General features: G+C 64.2%; 15 protein-coding genes. 9 read left to right on the forward strand and 6 right to left on the reverse strand.

Going from position 1 to position 14,919, the window contains the following annotated elements; translation table 11 throughout:
• Positions 1-13 precede the first annotated feature (13 nt).
• Positions 14-1,159 carry a serine hydrolase domain-containing protein gene (locus tag LN996_RS10200; RefSeq protein WP_231340272.1) on the forward strand — a complete coding sequence of 382 codons (1,146 nt, stop codon included), beginning with the start codon at positions 14-16 and terminating at the stop codon, positions 1,157-1,159.
• A gap of 50 nt (positions 1,160-1,209) precedes the next feature.
• Here the strand turns inward: LN996_RS10200 and LN996_RS10205 are convergent, their stop codons facing one another.
• On the reverse strand, positions 1,210-1,839 hold the full coding sequence (locus LN996_RS10205; protein ID WP_231340273.1) for a TetR/AcrR family transcriptional regulator: 630 nt from the start codon (positions 1,837-1,839) through the stop codon (positions 1,210-1,212).
• A 103-nt stretch (positions 1,840-1,942) separates the two neighbouring features.
• Here LN996_RS10205 and LN996_RS10210 point away from each other — a divergent pair, with 103 nt between their 5' ends.
• Entirely contained in the window at positions 1,943-2,734 is a 792-nt protein-coding gene (locus LN996_RS10210; protein ID WP_231340274.1) for an SDR family oxidoreductase, read from the forward strand.
• Positions 2,735-2,835: 101 nt separating this feature from the next.
• Positions 2,836-3,372 (forward strand): phosphohydrolase, encoded by a 537-nt coding sequence (locus LN996_RS10215; protein WP_159708288.1) that lies wholly within the window; start codon positions 2,836-2,838, stop codon positions 3,370-3,372.
• Positions 3,373-3,398: 26 nt separating this feature from the next.
• On the opposite strand, the gene LN996_RS10220 is transcribed toward LN996_RS10215, so the two are convergent.
• Together LN996_RS10220 and LN996_RS10225 are read right to left on the reverse strand one after the other, a co-directional pair.
• Entirely contained in the window at positions 3,399-4,643 is a 1,245-nt protein-coding gene (locus LN996_RS10220) for a low temperature requirement protein A (protein ID WP_231340275.1), read from the reverse strand.
• 134 nt (positions 4,644-4,777) lie between these two features.
• The gene (locus LN996_RS10225) at positions 4,778-6,076 is read right to left on the reverse strand and encodes an ATP-binding protein (RefSeq protein WP_231340276.1); all 1,299 of its coding nucleotides are present in this window, start codon (positions 6,074-6,076) and stop codon (positions 4,778-4,780) included.
• Between the two features lie 259 nt (positions 6,077-6,335).
• Here LN996_RS10225 and LN996_RS10230 point away from each other — a divergent pair, with 259 nt between their 5' ends.
• On the forward strand, positions 6,336-7,442 hold the full coding sequence (locus LN996_RS10230) for an FG-GAP-like repeat-containing protein (RefSeq protein ID WP_231340277.1): 1,107 nt from the start codon (positions 6,336-6,338) through the stop codon (positions 7,440-7,442).
• Positions 7,443-7,458: 16 nt separating this feature from the next.
• Here LN996_RS10230 and LN996_RS10235 read toward each other — a convergent pair whose 3' ends face one another.
• Positions 7,459-8,220: an SDR family NAD(P)-dependent oxidoreductase gene (locus tag LN996_RS10235; protein WP_231340278.1), complete on the reverse strand. Its 762-nt coding sequence runs from the start codon at positions 8,218-8,220 to the stop codon at positions 7,459-7,461.
• Between the two features lie 4 nt (positions 8,221-8,224).
• Positions 8,225-9,148: a fumarylacetoacetate hydrolase family protein gene (locus LN996_RS10240; RefSeq protein ID WP_231340279.1), complete on the reverse strand. Its 924-nt coding sequence runs from the start codon at positions 9,146-9,148 to the stop codon at positions 8,225-8,227.
• 140 nt (positions 9,149-9,288) lie between these two features.
• Between LN996_RS10240 and LN996_RS10245 the strand changes: the two genes are divergently transcribed.
• Genes LN996_RS10245 through LN996_RS10265 form a run of 5 tightly spaced genes read left to right on the forward strand, consistent with a single transcriptional unit; the run spans position 9,289 to position 14,010 of the window.
• Positions 9,289-10,593: an L-fuconate dehydratase gene (locus tag LN996_RS10245; RefSeq protein WP_231340280.1), complete on the forward strand. Its 1,305-nt coding sequence runs from the start codon at positions 9,289-9,291 to the stop codon at positions 10,591-10,593.
• Positions 10,590-11,897, forward strand: coding sequence for an alpha-L-fucosidase (locus LN996_RS10250; RefSeq protein WP_231340281.1), 1,308 nt, complete (start codon positions 10,590-10,592; stop codon positions 11,895-11,897). The genes LN996_RS10245 and LN996_RS10250 overlap by 4 nt, the downstream gene beginning before the upstream one ends.
• Positions 11,890-12,204, forward strand: a complete 315-nt coding sequence (locus tag LN996_RS10255) for an L-rhamnose mutarotase (RefSeq protein WP_231340282.1) — start codon at positions 11,890-11,892, stop codon at positions 12,202-12,204. The genes LN996_RS10250 and LN996_RS10255 overlap by 8 nt, the downstream gene beginning before the upstream one ends.
• Complete coding sequence (locus LN996_RS10260; protein ID WP_374202217.1) at positions 12,189-13,154, forward strand: aldo/keto reductase; 966 nt, start codon at positions 12,189-12,191, stop codon at positions 13,152-13,154. Before LN996_RS10255 ends, LN996_RS10260 begins: the two co-directional genes overlap by 16 nt.
• Entirely contained in the window at positions 13,147-14,010 is an 864-nt protein-coding gene (locus tag LN996_RS10265) for an amidohydrolase (RefSeq protein ID WP_231340284.1), read from the forward strand. Before LN996_RS10260 ends, LN996_RS10265 begins: the two co-directional genes overlap by 8 nt.
• 13 nt (positions 14,011-14,023) lie before the next feature.
• Here the strand turns inward: LN996_RS10265 and LN996_RS10270 are convergent, their stop codons facing one another.
• Complete coding sequence (locus tag LN996_RS10270; RefSeq protein ID WP_231340285.1) at positions 14,024-14,695, reverse strand: FadR/GntR family transcriptional regulator; 672 nt, start codon at positions 14,693-14,695, stop codon at positions 14,024-14,026.
• Positions 14,696-14,919 lie beyond the last annotated feature (224 nt).

Here is a 14,919-nt window from a genome sequence, read left to right on the forward strand (position 1 = left end):
GTAGGCTGTCTGGATGCATTCACAGGTGATCGCCCCAGGTTTTGAAACTGTCGCCGAGCTCTTCGGCCGTTTCCTCGACCAGGATCCGGACTACTCTGCACAAGTCGCGGCCTACCACCGCGGCGTCAAAGTGCTGGACCTTAGCGGCGGACCGCACACCCGCCCGGACTCGGTGACTGGCGTATTTTCGTGTTCCAAAGGCATGGCGGGACTGGTCATGGCTCTGCTGGTCCAGGACGGAGTTCTGGACCTTGATGTCGAGGTGGTCAAGTACTGGCCCGAGTTTGGCGTTGAGGGCAAAACGTCGATCACCGTTGGGCAGCTCCTGTCCCATCAGGCCGGGCTTTTGGGCGTAGAAGGCGGGCTGACGCTTGAGGAGGTTAATAACTCCGAGCTCGCCGCGGTGAAGCTCGCCAAGCTGCCACCACTGTGGAAACCGGGCGCGGCGTTCGGATATCACGCGCTGACCATCGGCATTTTTATGGAAGAGCTGTGTCGCCGTATCACCGGTTCCACGCTGCAGAAAGTCTTCGAACAGCGGATCCGCGCGGTGACCGGAGCCCATTTCTACCTCGGGCTGCCCGATTCCGAAGAAGCCCGGTTTGCCCCGTTCCGTTGGGCCGCCGATCCTTCGTGGCCATGGGTGGATCCCGCCAGCCACTTCGGCCTGGCGGCCAACTCCGCGGTGGGTGAGATCCTGGACCTGCCCAACATCCGCGAAGTGAGGGCAGCAGGGTTGAGTTCCGCTGCCGGCGTGGCGAGTGCCGAAGGAATGGCGAGGATCTATGCGGCGGCCTTGACGGGCTTCGTTGGCGAAGGCGACGCTTCAGTGTCCGACGGTCAGGCCGCCGTCGCGCCTCTTCTCACCGAGGAAACGATCCGTGCGGTGACCGCCGAACGGGTGTTCGGGATTGACCGCGTTTTTGGGGAAACAGGCTGCTTTGGCACAGTTTTCATGAAGTCGCACAGCCGGATGCCGTTCGGCAGCTACCGCGCGTTCGGACACGACGGCGCCAGCGCATCGTTGGGGTTCGCGGACCCCGTGTATGAACTCGGCTTTGGGTACGTGCCGCAGCAGGCCGAGCCCGGGGGAGTGGGCTGCCGCAACTTCCAGCTGAGCTCGGCGGTGAGGGAAGTGATCGCGGGGCTCGCTGCCTAGCTCTGCTCGCTGCCTAGCTCTGCTGTGCGCCTAGCTGTGCTGCTTGGCGCCTAGCTGGGCTGCGCTGCTTGCGCGAGCTGCGCGGAACGGACTCCGGCCGCCATGCCGGCCCATAACGTGTCGGTGGTGGCGGCCACTACGGCGTCCACCGTTGTTCCCTCCAAATGATTGCCGGCAGCAAGCAGCGCGGCGCCGTGGAGGCTCACGAAGCACACCATGGCCAGCGTTTCGGGGTCGCCTGGAGCCAGGGCGCCGGCCTCCTGTGCCTCGGTGATCATGTCCTGGGCAACCTGGATCCCTTGCTCGCCTGTGCTTCGCAATTCGGTGCTGGAATCAGGGTGGTGCTTGGTGGAGTACATCACGGTCAGGAGGGCCGGGTGCGCAACGGCGAAGTCGACGTATGCCTTTCCAACCCTGACGAAGCGGCTGCGGAGATCGCTGTCGGACTGGGCGGCCTCCAGGATGAGGCTGTTCATCGACTCAAAGCCAGCCAGTGCCATCGCATCAATCAGGGCTTGTTTATCGCGGAAGTGCTTGGCCGGGGCCCCGTGGCTGACATTTACGTCGCGGGCGAGTTGCCGCAGGGAGAGTCCGTCAACGCCGCCTTCTTCGATGGTTTCCATGGCGCGTTCCAGGAGGGCTTCCCGGAGTTTGCCGTGGTGGTAGGGCTGCTCGATCATGGGATAAGTCTAGGCCAATGTAGTCATTGACAACAAAGTAGACACTGCCTACCATGTTGACAGTGACTACATCAGTTTCAGCCTCAAACCGATTGGATATGCCATGACCATGACCTACACCGGCACCACCGCACTCATCACCGGTGCCAGTTCCGGACTCGGTGCTGAATTCGCCCACCGCTTCGCTGCCCGTGGCTCCAACCTGGTCCTGGTTGCCCGGCGCGTGGATCGCTTGGAGGAGCTGGCCACGGAACTGCGCTCCAAGAGCGGAGTCACCGTGACGGTGCTCCCCATGGATCTGGGCCGCGCAGGCGTTGGCCGTGAGCTCTTCGACGAGCTGGCCGGCCGTGGAATCACGGTGGATACGCTGATCAACAATGCCGGTTTCGGCACCCATGGTCCTTTGGTCGAGGAGGACCCGGACACCATCGCGTCTGAGATTGCCCTGAACGTTGCCGCCCTCGTGGACATTACCCGCGCTTTCCTGCCAAACCTGCTCGCCTCCGGGAAGGGCGCCCTGGTGAATGTCGCCAGCACGGCCGCATTCCAACCCATCCCCGGCATGGCCGTTTATGGTGCCACCAAGGCGTTCGTCCTGAGCTTCACCGAAGCCGTGGCCCACGAGACCAAGGATTCCGGACTCAATGTCCTGGCGCTTTGCCCCGGAGCAACCCGCACCGAGTTCTTCGAAGTCCTTGGCGGTGAGTCCGCGGCCGTGGGCAAGATGCAGACCTCTGCACAGGTTGTGGGGACTGCACTCAAGGCCCTCGATCGCAAGGGAACACCCGGCAGCGTCGTCTCGGGCTGGGTCAACCGCATTGCGGCCGGGTTCGCGCAGCGCTTGCCGAGGGCCGTCACCGTCGCCATCGCCGCACGCGCAGTTCAGGATTGGTAAACAGGTCCCCAACCCGCAAAGCGCGCTTTCGGTCACTCAACAGCGGATAGCCTGAACATGGGACCAATCCCCGTGGTCCCATGTTCAACCCGGAGGCCCGCATGACCGAACCACGCTTCACTGTAGAGACAGCCCAGGTCCTGGCGGAGGTGGCCCACAACCGGCAGAAAGACAAGCTCAAACGTCCATACCGGGAACATGTCCTGGCCGTGGGCGATGCGCTCGCGGACTTCGACGAGGACATCCAGATCGCCGGCTACCTTCACGACATCGCTGAGGACACGCCCATCACCCGGCAGGCGTTGCTGGACATGGGCGTCTCTGAACGGGCGCTCGCGATTATCGAACGAGTCACCCGCCGCTTCCACGATGACCCGGAAGATTACGACGCCGGCATCCGTTACGTTGCCGAGGACCACGACGCCACGTTGGTCAAGATCGCCGACAACGCCCACAACTCGCTCCCTGAGCGGGTCCAAGCCCTCGCTGAGAAGTGGCCGGACAAGCCGCCGGTGACCCGCTATGCTGATGCCCGCCCAGTGCTGTACACGGCGGTTCCCCGCGAGGAAATCCTGATGATCCTGGAGCGGATCAATCCGTACCTGATCGCGGAGTTGGACGAGATCGTTCCCGAGTAGGTTGGCCTCACAACGCGAAGAGAACCCTAGCCGGCGGCAGCTTCCAGCCGTCGAAGCGCTGCCGCCCTGCCCTTGTGCCCACGGCGTTCGTCGTAGGCGATGGACAGGCCCAGGACCACCATCATCTCCAGCATGCACAGCGGTACAGATGCCCCGGCCGCCGCCATGGCGATGCTTCCCGCAAGGGCAAGGACCACCAGTGTGGTGCTCCAGATCAGTTCGCGGTCCCTCCCGAGCATGATGCTGTAGAGCGTTGTCAGGGACACCTTGAACAGGATGATCGGCAACGCGATCGAGGCGACCGCGGCGGCCGCAGGAATGTGGGCTTCGTGGTCGATGAAGTAGGCGGCGACATGGAGGCCGGCTCCCGTCGCGGCGATGGCAGCGAAGATGAAGATGTGCCCGTACCCGAAGACCCACGAACGGTTCCGCTGGAAATGGAGCGCCGGACCTGAGGGCAGGATGAAGTAGATCCACCACATGGCGAACGCCAAGCCTGTTCCGCTGAGGCCAACCAAGGCGGCATCCAGCGTCCAACCGTGCAAGGCAACGATCGCCCGCAGGGTTTCGATGGCGCCGATCAGGCACTCACCCAGGGCAATGATGGCCAGGAGTCCGTAGCGCTCGGCGATGTGGTGGGCGTGCCAAGGGGTGCGGATCTTGCGTTCGGCGAAGTACGGTGCCGCCATCTCCAGGATGAACAGGGGCGTGGCCATGAGGAACGTCGTGAGGACGTTCGCATCGATGAGGAGGACCGCCACCCAGCCGACCTGTATGGCTGCCACGTACTTTGCGTAGCGCAAACAGGTCTCGCGGCGTTCGGGGTCTTGGCGGGCAGCACGCAGCCACTGGAAGATCAGGGCCACCCGCATCACGATGTACCCGAGCACCATGGTGACGTTGTCCACGTGCTTGCCCTCGATGATGGAGTGGAACACTGGCTCGATGCCCATGGCCAGGATGAGCACCCCCAGCATTTGAACCATGGTGACGACGCGGAACACCCAGTCGTCGGTGTCGTAGGCGCTGGCGAACCAGGTGAAGTTGATCCAGGCCCAGATCACCGCGAACATGGCGAACGAGAATGCCAACAACCCTGGCCAGAAATGCGCCTCGGCCACGGCATGGGCGAACTGGCCGCCGGCAACACCGAATGCAATGACGAAGGTCAGGTCGAAGAACAGCTCCAACGGAGTGGCTGTACGGTGCTTTTCATGGGGATCGCGGCCGCCCATGCGGGAAAGCGCATGGCGAAGGGGATTCGTGGACATGGCTCAAAGATTACCGTCGCCAATGTCCCTGCGCCGAGATCGCCGGATTGCGTCCAGATTGCCACACCGCTCCGGCGAACCCACACCGCTCCGGCGAACCCACACCGCTGCGGCGATCTCGCGAAAAAGAGCCCCTAGACCCGGCCCAGCACGTCGATGTCCTCCAGGAAGTCCTGGTGCACCTCCGGGCTCACAGTCGTCCGGGTGTCGCCAATCGCGTCGAGGTAATCCTGGGTGGCCGGTCCCTTGCGTCCGTTGCTCGCAAGACCGGAGCCGTCGTCGTCGTACACGGCTTTTTCCAAAGCACGCTGGGAGGCGCTGCGGGCAGCGAACTCGATGTCTGCGGGCGAGAAGCCCTCGGTCCGTTCCACCAGTTGGGCGATGTCCACCGAGTCCACCACGGTGGCGGGGATGAATCGCTGCCACATGGCCTCGCGGGCATGGACGTCGGGCAGGCCGATGGGGATCACGTAATCAAAGCGGCCGTGGCGGAGGAACGCCGTGTCCAAGGCGCGGATGAAGTTGGTGGCGCACACCAGCAAACGGCCGGGTTGCTCGCGGAAGGCCGGGATGATCTTAAGGAGCTCGTTGGTAACGCCCTGCAACGGCGACGGCGGATCCCCGGCACGCTGCGACGCGATTTCCTCCACCTCGTCGATGAACACCACGGCGTGCTCCAGTTCGGCGATTTCCAGGAACGTCTCGCGCAGCGCACCGGCCAGGCCCTTGGGATCAGCGGCCAAACGCGAAGGGAAGACCTCAACGAACGGCCACTCGAGCCGTGAAGCAATGGCCTTGGCAAAAGTGGTTTTGCCCGTGCCTGGCGGGCCGAACAGCACGACGGCGCGCGGCGGGACCACGCCGTATTCGTCGGCGAGGTCGGCCTCGGCCAGCGGCAGCACCAAGCGGCGTTCCAGCAGTTCCTTCTCACGGCGCATGCCCGCCACGTTCTCCCAGAGATCCCGCGCCAGGATCCGCCCGCCGAGCAGCCCCAATGCTCCCAGCTCCTGCCGCTGCACGGGAATGGTCCGTTCGAAGTAGCGCAGGTTCTTCTTCACCACGAAACCGCGGCCAAGGAAGGCTTCCACCCGAGTTTCAGTCTCAGGCATCAGCGCGGACAGCTTGTTCAGGCCGTGGGGAGCCATGCGGTTCTCGACGGCGGACAGCAGCGAGGTGCCGATGCCACGGCCGCGGAATTCGGTGAGGGTGGCCAGGAAGACGATCCAGCCTTGGTCGTGCGCGGCGCGGCCCACTGCGGCGCCAACTACTTGATCACCCTGCACGGCCACCACCGCGTGGTCCTTTTCGCACGATGCCAGGACCTCGGACAACGCGTAGACGGGTTCCACGCCATCGACCTTGAGTGATTCCCACAGGTGCAGGATGCCGTCGAGGTCGGACGAGTGGAAGTCCCTGATGCGCCAGTTGCTCATGGCCGTGTCTCCTGGGTTTGCTAAGTGAGTCGCCGTTGATTCCTTGTGGTTGAGCATAGGCGAACCGTGAGGGCCGGACGTTGCGGGCCAGTTGCGTTACGCAATGGAGGCGCCGCAGGAAACAGCGCACGACGGCGGCCTGTCGCCCCCCGCGTTCGTCCCGCCGTCGGAGGCGCCTCCTAGGATGGGCGCATACGGCACCTTTCGAGGGAGAATCGTGGGCCTGTTTTGCGGGAAAAGAATCGGCGCGGCAGGAGTCATGGCTGCGTTGCTGGTGGGCACTACCTTGATGCCGGCCGCGCACGCAGCAGACGCCCGGGATGTGAGCGTTTATGGCCATCCGATCGTGGGCGCGGTCCTGTCCGTGGAAGGTGCGCCGGCCTACTTCGCCAATTGTGGTGGGGGCGGCGAGTCCAGCTATTCCATCCAGTGGCTTCGGGACGGCGAACCCGTGGAAACCAGTCCGCCCTATTCTCCATACCTCTATCCCTTGGAAGCTGATGACATTGGCGGCCGGATCTCTGCGATCGCCACTGGCTCGCCTACCAACTGCGCCGGCAAGGAAGTTGTCACCGGCGAGTCGGAGGAGATCCGCAAAGAACCAATGCGGGCGGAGGGCTTCACCGGCCGGGGCGTGTTTGAGCTGATGGCCCGCAGGCACGACGGAACACTCTTGATGTACCTGGGGAGGGATGGGGTCCAAGGTTGGCAGGCAACCCGGCAAGTAGGCCCTGGATGGGACGCGTTTACCAGGATCTTTGCCGCCGGAGACTTCACCACTGACGGCATCACCGACCTCATGGCCACCGATGGTTCCGGGACGCTGTACCGCTTCCAAGGAACGGGTGACGGCGGGTTCTATACCTTCCGCTATGCCGTGGGCTGGGGGTGGAACAGCATGGACAAAGTGGTGGGTCCCGGCGATTTCAACGGCGATGGCCTCAATGATCTTTTGGGCAGCGAGGCGAACGGGGATCTCTACGTCTTCCCTTCGCATCCGTGGGGAGGTTGGAGTCCCAGGGTGAAGGTCGGCCAGGGCTGGGACGTCATGGACCTCCTGATCGGTCCCGGCGACTTTGATGGCGACGGCAACGTGGATGTCCTGGCCAAAGACAAGGCCGGAGGACTCCATCTCTACGGTGGAGACGGCGCAGGTGGATGGACCGGCTCACGCTGGATCGGGCAGGGCTGGAACGCGCTGACCAGCATCGGCAGCGCAGGGGACTTCAACCGCGATGGCTTCAATGACGTGCACGGTATTAACGCGGCCGGCGAACTGGTGATGTACTACGCCGATGGCCGCGGTGGTTGGAAAGGCGCCGAAACCGTTGGCTGGGGCTGGCAGATCTTCAACGGGATCTTGTGATCCAGCCCCACACCGGTTACTGAACCGGCCGCAACCGCAAACCCTGCATGCCGCCGTCGACCGCCAGCGAGGTGCCCGACGTCGAACCTGACAGCGGGCTCGCCAAGTACGCGACGGCACCGGCCACCTCCGTGGGGTCAACCATCCGGCCGTGGGGCTGGCGGGCGTTGAGCGCGGCGCGCTCGCCGGAGGGATCAGCGGCCGAATCGAGCAGTCGGCCCACCCACGGAGTGTCCACGGTGCCGGGGTTCACGCAGTTCACGCGGATGCCCTCCCGCACGTGGTCAGCCGCCATGGCGAGCGTCAGGGACAGGACCGCGCCCTTGGACGCAGAGTAGAGTGCCCGCTGCGGGAGCCCTGCCGTGGCGGCGATGGAACAGGTGTTCACGATCGCGGCGGCCGGCGACTCACGCAGATATGGCAGGGCTGCCCGGCTGACCCGGGCGATTCCCACCACGTTGACGTTGAGGACGCGGAGCCATTCGTCGTCGTCGTTCGCTGCGATGTCACCTTGGGCGCCGATGCCGGCGTTGTTGATGACGATGTCCAGGCGGCCGAACTGCCTGGCAACGCTTTCGACGGCGGTACGCACCGAGGCGTCATCGGCAACGTTGCACTGCACGCCAAAGTGCGGGCTGGTTTCCGGGGCGAGGTCGAGGACCGCCACCTGCGCACCTCCGGCCGCCAGGCGGTCCGCGATGGCCGCTCCGATCCCGGAGGCGCCGCCGGTCACCAGAGCTGCGAGGCCTTCGAATTCATTGCCCACCGATTTTGCCATCGGGTCAGGCAGTGGTGCTGGCGAAGGAAACGGCGTGGCCAGTACCTGTGGCTGAGCCGGACGTGGCCCGGAAGTACTCCTGGCGCTGCCGGCCCAAGCCGTCGATCTCCAGTTCCACAACGTCACCCGGCTGGATGAACGGGAAGCGCCCGGACAGTGCGACGCCCTCGGGGGTGCCGGTGATGATGACATCGCCGGGTTCGAGGACCATGTACTGGCTGAGATGATGGACGATCGTGGCAGGGTCGAAGATCATGTCCGAGGTCGTGGAGTCCTGGCGGGCTTCTCCGTTGACCAGTGTCTGCAGGCGCAGGTTGCCGGGGTCGACGTCCGAGGCGGGAACCAACCACGGGCCCAAGGGAGTGGAGCCGGGGAGGGATTTGCCCTTGGTCCACTGTCCGGCCGAACCGGGGATCTGGTACTCGCGCTCGGAGAGGTCGTTGGCCACTGCGTAGCCGGCGATGCATGCTTCAGCCTCTGAAACAGAGGAAAGGTATGACGCTTCGCGGCCGATCACGATCGCCAGTTCAACTTCCCAGTCGTACTTTTCCGACGACGGCGGGATGGGGGCGGCGTCGAACGGGCCGGCGATGGTGTTGCTCGGCTTGAGGAAGACTACGGGAACCTCGGGCGGCGTCGCACCGGATTCGGCAGCGTGGGCCGTGTAATTCAGGCCGATGGCCACCACCGCACCGGGGCGGGCAACGGGAGCGCCGATGCGCAGGCCTGCGGCTGGGATTTCCGGAAGTTCCCCTTTATTCAGGGCCTCACGGGTGCGTTCGATGCCGTCGGAGGCGAGGAAAGCGCCGTCGATGTCGCTGGTCAGGCTCGAAAGGTTGAAGTACTTCTCGGTGCCGTCGGCGTCCTGGGCGATGACTGCCGGTTGTTCGTTTCCGGCCGTACCCAGCCTGGCGAATTTCAAGGTCATGGCTTCCTCCGTGCGTTCGGGACTAACATCCGAGCTCTAGTGTGCTGTTCCCCCCCATAATACGGAAATGTGACCCATTGACAAGGCAGACATCGGATGTTTAGGCTCGGTGAAGAATCGTGACGCACTTCAGGAGCCGCATGAGCACCATTACCGCAGTGGATACGTACGATATCCGCTTCCCCACATCCCTCGAACTGGACGGCTCGGATGCCATGAATCCGGACCCCGACTACTCCGCCGCCTACCTGATCATCCGCACCGACGCCGGGGACGGGCATGAGGGCCACGGCTTCGTTTTCACCATCGGGCGTGGCAACGAGGTGGAAACGGCGGCACTCGATGCCCTCCGCGGGCACATCATCGGCCGGACAGTTGAGGACCTGCTCGCAGACATGGGCGCCACCTGGAAACTGTTGGCCCACGATTCCCAACTCCGCTGGCTCGGCCCGGAGAAGGGCGTCATTCATATGGCCATCGGCGCCGTGGTGAACGCCCTGTGGGACCTGAAGGCCAAACGCGCCGGATTGCCCCTCTGGGAGCTGCTTGCCGGGATGACTCCGGAAGAGCTGGTGGCCTTGGTTGACTTCCGCTACCTCACGGATGCGCTCACCCCTGACGAGGCGTTGGCGATACTTCGAGCCGCCGAGCCAGGAAGGGAAACGCGCACAGCGGCTCTTCTCGCCGAGGGCTACCCTGCATACACCACGACGCCGGGCTGGCTGGGTTACAGCGATGAAAAACTGACACGGCTGGCCAAGGAAGCCGTGGCCGACGGATTCACGCAGATCAAGCTCAAGGTCGGAGCCTCGTTGGAGGATGACATCCGTCGCGTCCGGGCTGCGCGCGAAGCAGTTGGCCCGGATATCAGGATCGCCGTGGACGCCAACCAGCGCTGGGACGTCCAGGACGCCATCGACTGGATGGCCCATCTGGCCCCCTACGACATTGCCTGGATCGAGGAGCCCACCAGCCCGGATGACATTCTGGGCCATGCAGCCATCGCCCGCGGCGTTGCTCCGATTCCCGTGGCAACCGGGGAGCACGTCCAGAACCGGGTGGTGTTCAAACAGATGCTCCAAGCCGGATCACTCCAAGTCCTGCAGATCGACGCTGCCCGTGTGGCGGGAGTCAACGAGAACATCGCCATCCTCCTGCTCGCCGCCAAGTTCGACGTCCCGGTATGCCCACATGCCGGCGGGGTTGGGCTCTGCGAGGCCGTGCAGCACCTGTCCATGTTCGACTACATCGCCGTATCCGGGACAAAGGAAGGCCGGACCATTGAGTTCGTGGACCACCTCCACGAACACTTCATCACACCCGTAGATGTCCACAGCGGCGCGTACTGGCCGCCGTCGGCTCCCGGAGCCGGCAACGAAATGCTCCGTGAAACACTGGCCGCGTACAGCTTTCCGAACGGCCCCGTATGGAAGGAATCCCGTTGATCCAGCACGCACCTTGGTTCGAAGAAGCACGCTTTGGGATGTTCGTGCACTGGGGCCTTTACGCGCTCCCGGCACGGCACGAGTGGGTAATGAACCGGGAAGAGACCACTGTGGAGGAGTACTCCAAGTATTTCCGGCGCTTTGACCCGGATCTCTACGATCCCCGGGAGTGGGCCCGCGCCGCCCGGGAAGCAGGGATGAAGTACGTGGTCCTCACCACCAAGCACCACGACGGCTTTTGCCTGTGGGATTCAGCCCTGACGGAGTACAAAGCCACCAATACTCCTGCGGGCCGGGACTTGATCGCCCCCTATGTGGAAGCGCTCAGGGCAGAGGGGCTGAAGGTTGGTTTCTACCACTCCCTTATCGACTGGCACCACCCCGATTTCCTTATTGACGGGGTCCATCCGCAACGCAACGCGGCCGATGTCGAAAGCCTGAACAGCGGACGGGACATGGCCCGTTACAGGGACTACCTGCATGGGCAGGTCCGTGAGCTCCTGAGCAACTACGGCACCATCGACTACCTGTTCTTCGACTTCTCCTACACAGGTGGACACGAAGAGGATTATTGGGGTGGCAAGGGTCGCAAGGACTGGGACTCGGAAGCACTGCTCGCCATCGTGCGGGAGCTGCAGCCCGGAATCATCGTCAATGACCGGCTGGACATACCGGGAGACTTTGTCACGCCGGAGCAGTACCAGCCCGCTGGCCCCATGATGCTCGACGGCGAACCGGTCACCTGGGAGGCCTGCCAGACTCTCAACGGCAGCTGGGGCTACGACCGGGACAATCTGAATGACAAGTCCGTGGACCTGCTCATCCGCATGCTGGTGGATGGGGTGTCCAAGGGCGGCAACTTGCTGCTCAATGTCGGGCCGACAGGCCGGGGCAGCATCGATCCCCGGGCGCTCGCCTCCTTGGCGGGCATTGGAGAGTGGATGAAGCTGCACTCCCGCGCCATCTACGGTGCCGGGGCTTCGCCGTTGACGGCCCCAGCGGATGCCCGCTACACCCAGCGCGGCGACCGGCTCTATGTCCACCTCTTTGCGTGGCCATTCGAGTACGTTCATCTGCCGGACCTCGCGGGCAAGGTCGAGTACGCGCAATTGCTGAACGATGCCTCGGAGGTCTTCCTCAAAGAGGTGGACCCCGGGCAGCAGGCAATGAACATGACACCGGGCGGCCAACCCCCGGGAACACTGACCATCAAGCTGCCTGTTCAACGCCCCGACGTTGCAGTTCCAGTGTTGGAACTGTTCCTGAAGCCCGGGACTGCGGAGCGCGGGGCATCCCATGGCTGAGAGCATCGCCCTCCACACAAAGCTCAAACCGGGAGCCGAAGAGGAATACGCCGACGCCCACCAGCACATCCCGCCTGAATTGGTTGCGGCTCTCAAAGACGCCGGGGTCAGGAACTGGCGTATTTGGCGCAGCGGGCTCCACCTCTTCCATGTGGTGGACGTCGACGACTACCAATCGATGCGCCACGCGCTCGCCGATCACCCTGCCAATGTGCCGTGGCAGGCCAGGATGGCAGAACTTTTGGAGGTCCAGGACGATTACTCAGGGGAGGATCAGGGTATTCAAAAGGTATGGGAGTTGCCATGAATGTTGAATCACTGACGCCACTTAATCTGGGCAGGCTCGGCTTTGGCGCGGCCGGGATCGGGAACCTCTACCGTTCCATCCCCGATGGGGAGGCGCTCGCCACTGTCCTGGCTGCCTGGGACGCCGGGATCCGCTACTTCGACACCGCGCCGCACTACGGCCTGGGCCTGTCCGAGCAGCGACTTGGAGCCGTCCTTCGGGACAAGCCGCGGGACGAGTTTGTCATCTCAACCAAGGTCGGCCGGCTGCTGGAACCCAACAACGCCGGTGGACAGGACCCGGAAGGCTTCGATGTCCCTGCCAACACCCGGCGAGTATGGGACTTCTCCGACGCCGGCATTCGGCGCAGCATCGAAGACTCCTTGGAGCGCCTCGGCCTGGACCATGTGGACATCGCGTATCTCCACGATCCCGACGTCCACGACCTCCAAGCCGGAATCTCCCAGGCGCTGCCGGTACTGGAAAAGCTGCGGTCCGAGGGCCTGATCAAGGCAATCGGCGTGGGCATCAACTCGGCCGAGGCTGCGCTCGAATGCGTCGAAGCCGCAGACCTGGACCTTGTCATGCTAGCCGGACGCTACACCCTGCTTGAGCAGCCCAGCGTCCCGCTGCTTGAGCGCTGTGTGGAGCGCCGCACCGGCGTCGTCAGCGTTGGTGCTTTCAACTCCGGGCTGCTGGCCCGAGCGGAAGTCCCCGACGACGCCCACTACAACTACGATCGGGCACCGAAAGCACTGGTGGAACGGGCACGTCACCTGGCGGCGGTCTGCCGCGACTTTGGCGTGGAACTTCCGACGGCGGCACTCCAGTTCCCGTTGCGGCATCCCGCCGTGGTGAACGTGACCGCCGGAGCCAGCGCTCCCGAGCAGGTCGCCACCAACGCGGCCCGGATGGAGGAAACCGTTCCCGACGAGTTGTGGGAAGCACTGGAGGCATCCGGGCGTGATTGACTCGCACCTGCATCTGTGGACCTTGGACACCTTCGTCACCGGCGGAGCGCGCCCCTACTCCTGGCTCGGTCCGCAGCACGGTGCGCTCTTCCGCAGCTACGGCGAGGACGAGGCCCATGAGGTGTTGGATGCTGCCGGGGCCAGGGGAGCCGTCCTGGTGCAGGCCGACGACACCGAGGCCGACACCGAGGCCATGTTGGCTGTGGCCGCGCGGAATTCCTGGGTGCTGGGAGTGGCGGGTTGGGTGCGGCTGGAGTCACCGACCGAGGCCGCCGAGCAATTGGCCCGTTTTGGCGCCCATCCCGTTTTCAAGGGCGTCCGGCACCTGATCCATGAGGATCCCCGGGCTGACTTCCTCCACCTGCCGGCCGTTCGCGAGTCGCTGGCGCTGGTGGCAGGGCGCGGGCTCGCCTTCGATGTCCCGGATGCCTTTCCCCGGCATCTGGGGTCGGCAGTCCGGCTGGCCCGTGAGATGCCCCAACTGACCATAGTGCTCGATCATCTGGGCAAGCCGCCTCTTGCCGACCCCGGGGCCATGGACTCGTGGCACGCCGATTTCCGTTCCCTTGGGCGCCAGCCGAACGCCGTGGCCAAGCTGTCCGGACTCCACGTGCCGGGCGTTGAGTACTCGGCGGACAGTTTGCTGACCTTGTTCGAATCAGCTCTGGAGGCCTTCGGCCCGGAGCGGTTGATGATCGGCGGCGACTGGCCGGTCAGTACGCTCGGAGCGCCGTATGGGCGGACCCTGGACGTCCTGCTGGAACTCGTTTCCACCCTGAGTCCGGCCGAGCAGGACGCTGTGCTTGAAGGGACTGCGATCCGTACCTACGGCCTTGCTCCGCACGCTGGCGCCTAGAGCGCGAGGAAAGCTAGAGGGCTTGCCGCAGCCAGTTTTCCACGCCGCTGATGTGCACGGTAACCAAAGCCCGCACCAGTTCGGCATCGCCCCGTTCCAGGGCGTCCGCGATTGCGTGGTGCTCGGCCAAGGTGTGCGCCACAGCCTTTTCCTGGGTCAGTCCCCGCCAGATCCGTGCCCGGACTGTGCTGCTTGACAGGGCTTCAAGGAGGCTGCCGAGGTAGTCGTTACCGGCGGCTTCGGTGATAATGCTGTGGAACTCGAGGTCATGGGCCACGAGTTCTTCCACGTCCGTGTTTTCGTCGATACCGTCCATGGTGCTGCGGAGGGCCAGCAGTTGCCCGGGTCCGATTTTGCCCGCCGCCAGGTGTGCGGTGGCCGGTTCCAGGATTCGTCGGACCTCAAAGAGCTCAAGGATGGACCTGTCCTGGTGCAGGTCCACCACAAATGCCACGGCTTCATTGAGCAGCTTGGCGTCCAGGCTGGTGACGTAAGTGCCATCTCCGCGACGGACGTCCAACACGCGGATCAGCTCGAGCGCCTTCACGGCTTCCCGCAACGAACTCCTTGAAAGGCCAAGCCTCTCGCTCAGTTCCTTTTCCGGCGGAAGTCGGTCGCCAGCCTTAAGTTCCCCGCGGATCAGCATGTCTTTGATCTTGCTGATCGCCTCGTCTGTGACAGCCATGGACCAATAGTAGCCACGAATGATCCGATGTCTGTTTCCGCCGCGTCCGCACCCACTGAGTCGCAGCTCAGGTCGTTCCCAGCGCTCGGAACGACCTGAAGTGCGACCTGCTTGGGCGCGTTAACCGACGACGGGGGGGGGGGGGGCGCCGGCGGGGGGGGGGGGGGGCCCGGGCGCCCCGGGGGGGCGGGGGGGGGGTGGGGGTGTTGTGTGGGAGGGCGGGG

Origin of the sequence: Arthrobacter sp. AK01 (genome assembly GCF_021109375.1) — a bacterium.
GTDB lineage: Bacteria > Actinomycetota > Actinomycetes > Actinomycetales > Micrococcaceae > Arthrobacter.

What these genes read in the sequence shown, in the direction of transcription:
- LN996_RS10200 (WP_231340272.1), top strand. Translation starts at nt 14, where the DNA reads ATGCATTCACAGGTGATCGCCCCAGGTTTTGAAACTGTCGCCGAGCTC.
- LN996_RS10205 (WP_231340273.1), bottom strand. Translation starts at nt 1,839, where the DNA reads ATGATCGAGCAGCCCTACCACCACGGCAAACTCCGGGAAGCCCTCCTG.
- LN996_RS10210 (WP_231340274.1), top strand. Translation starts at nt 1,943, where the DNA reads ATGACCATGACCTACACCGGCACCACCGCACTCATCACCGGTGCCAGT.
- LN996_RS10215 (WP_159708288.1), top strand. Translation starts at nt 2,836, where the DNA reads ATGACCGAACCACGCTTCACTGTAGAGACAGCCCAGGTCCTGGCGGAG.
- LN996_RS10220 (WP_231340275.1), bottom strand. Translation starts at nt 4,643, where the DNA reads ATGTCCACGAATCCCCTTCGCCATGCGCTTTCCCGCATGGGCGGCCGC.
- LN996_RS10225 (WP_231340276.1), bottom strand. Translation starts at nt 6,076, where the DNA reads ATGAGCAACTGGCGCATCAGGGACTTCCACTCGTCCGACCTCGACGGC.
- LN996_RS10230 (WP_231340277.1), top strand. Translation starts at nt 6,336, where the DNA reads ATGGCTGCGTTGCTGGTGGGCACTACCTTGATGCCGGCCGCGCACGCA.
- LN996_RS10235 (WP_231340278.1), bottom strand. Translation starts at nt 8,220, where the DNA reads ATGGCAAAATCGGTGGGCAATGAATTCGAAGGCCTCGCAGCTCTGGTG.
- LN996_RS10240 (WP_231340279.1), bottom strand. Translation starts at nt 9,148, where the DNA reads ATGACCTTGAAATTCGCCAGGCTGGGTACGGCCGGAAACGAACAACCG.
- LN996_RS10245 (WP_231340280.1), top strand. Translation starts at nt 9,289, where the DNA reads ATGAGCACCATTACCGCAGTGGATACGTACGATATCCGCTTCCCCACA.
- LN996_RS10255 (WP_231340282.1), top strand. Translation starts at nt 11,890, where the DNA reads ATGGCTGAGAGCATCGCCCTCCACACAAAGCTCAAACCGGGAGCCGAA.
- LN996_RS10260 (WP_374202217.1), top strand. Translation starts at nt 12,189, where the DNA reads ATGGGAGTTGCCATGAATGTTGAATCACTGACGCCACTTAATCTGGGC.
- LN996_RS10270 (WP_231340285.1), bottom strand. Translation starts at nt 14,695, where the DNA reads ATGGCTGTCACAGACGAGGCGATCAGCAAGATCAAAGACATGCTGATC.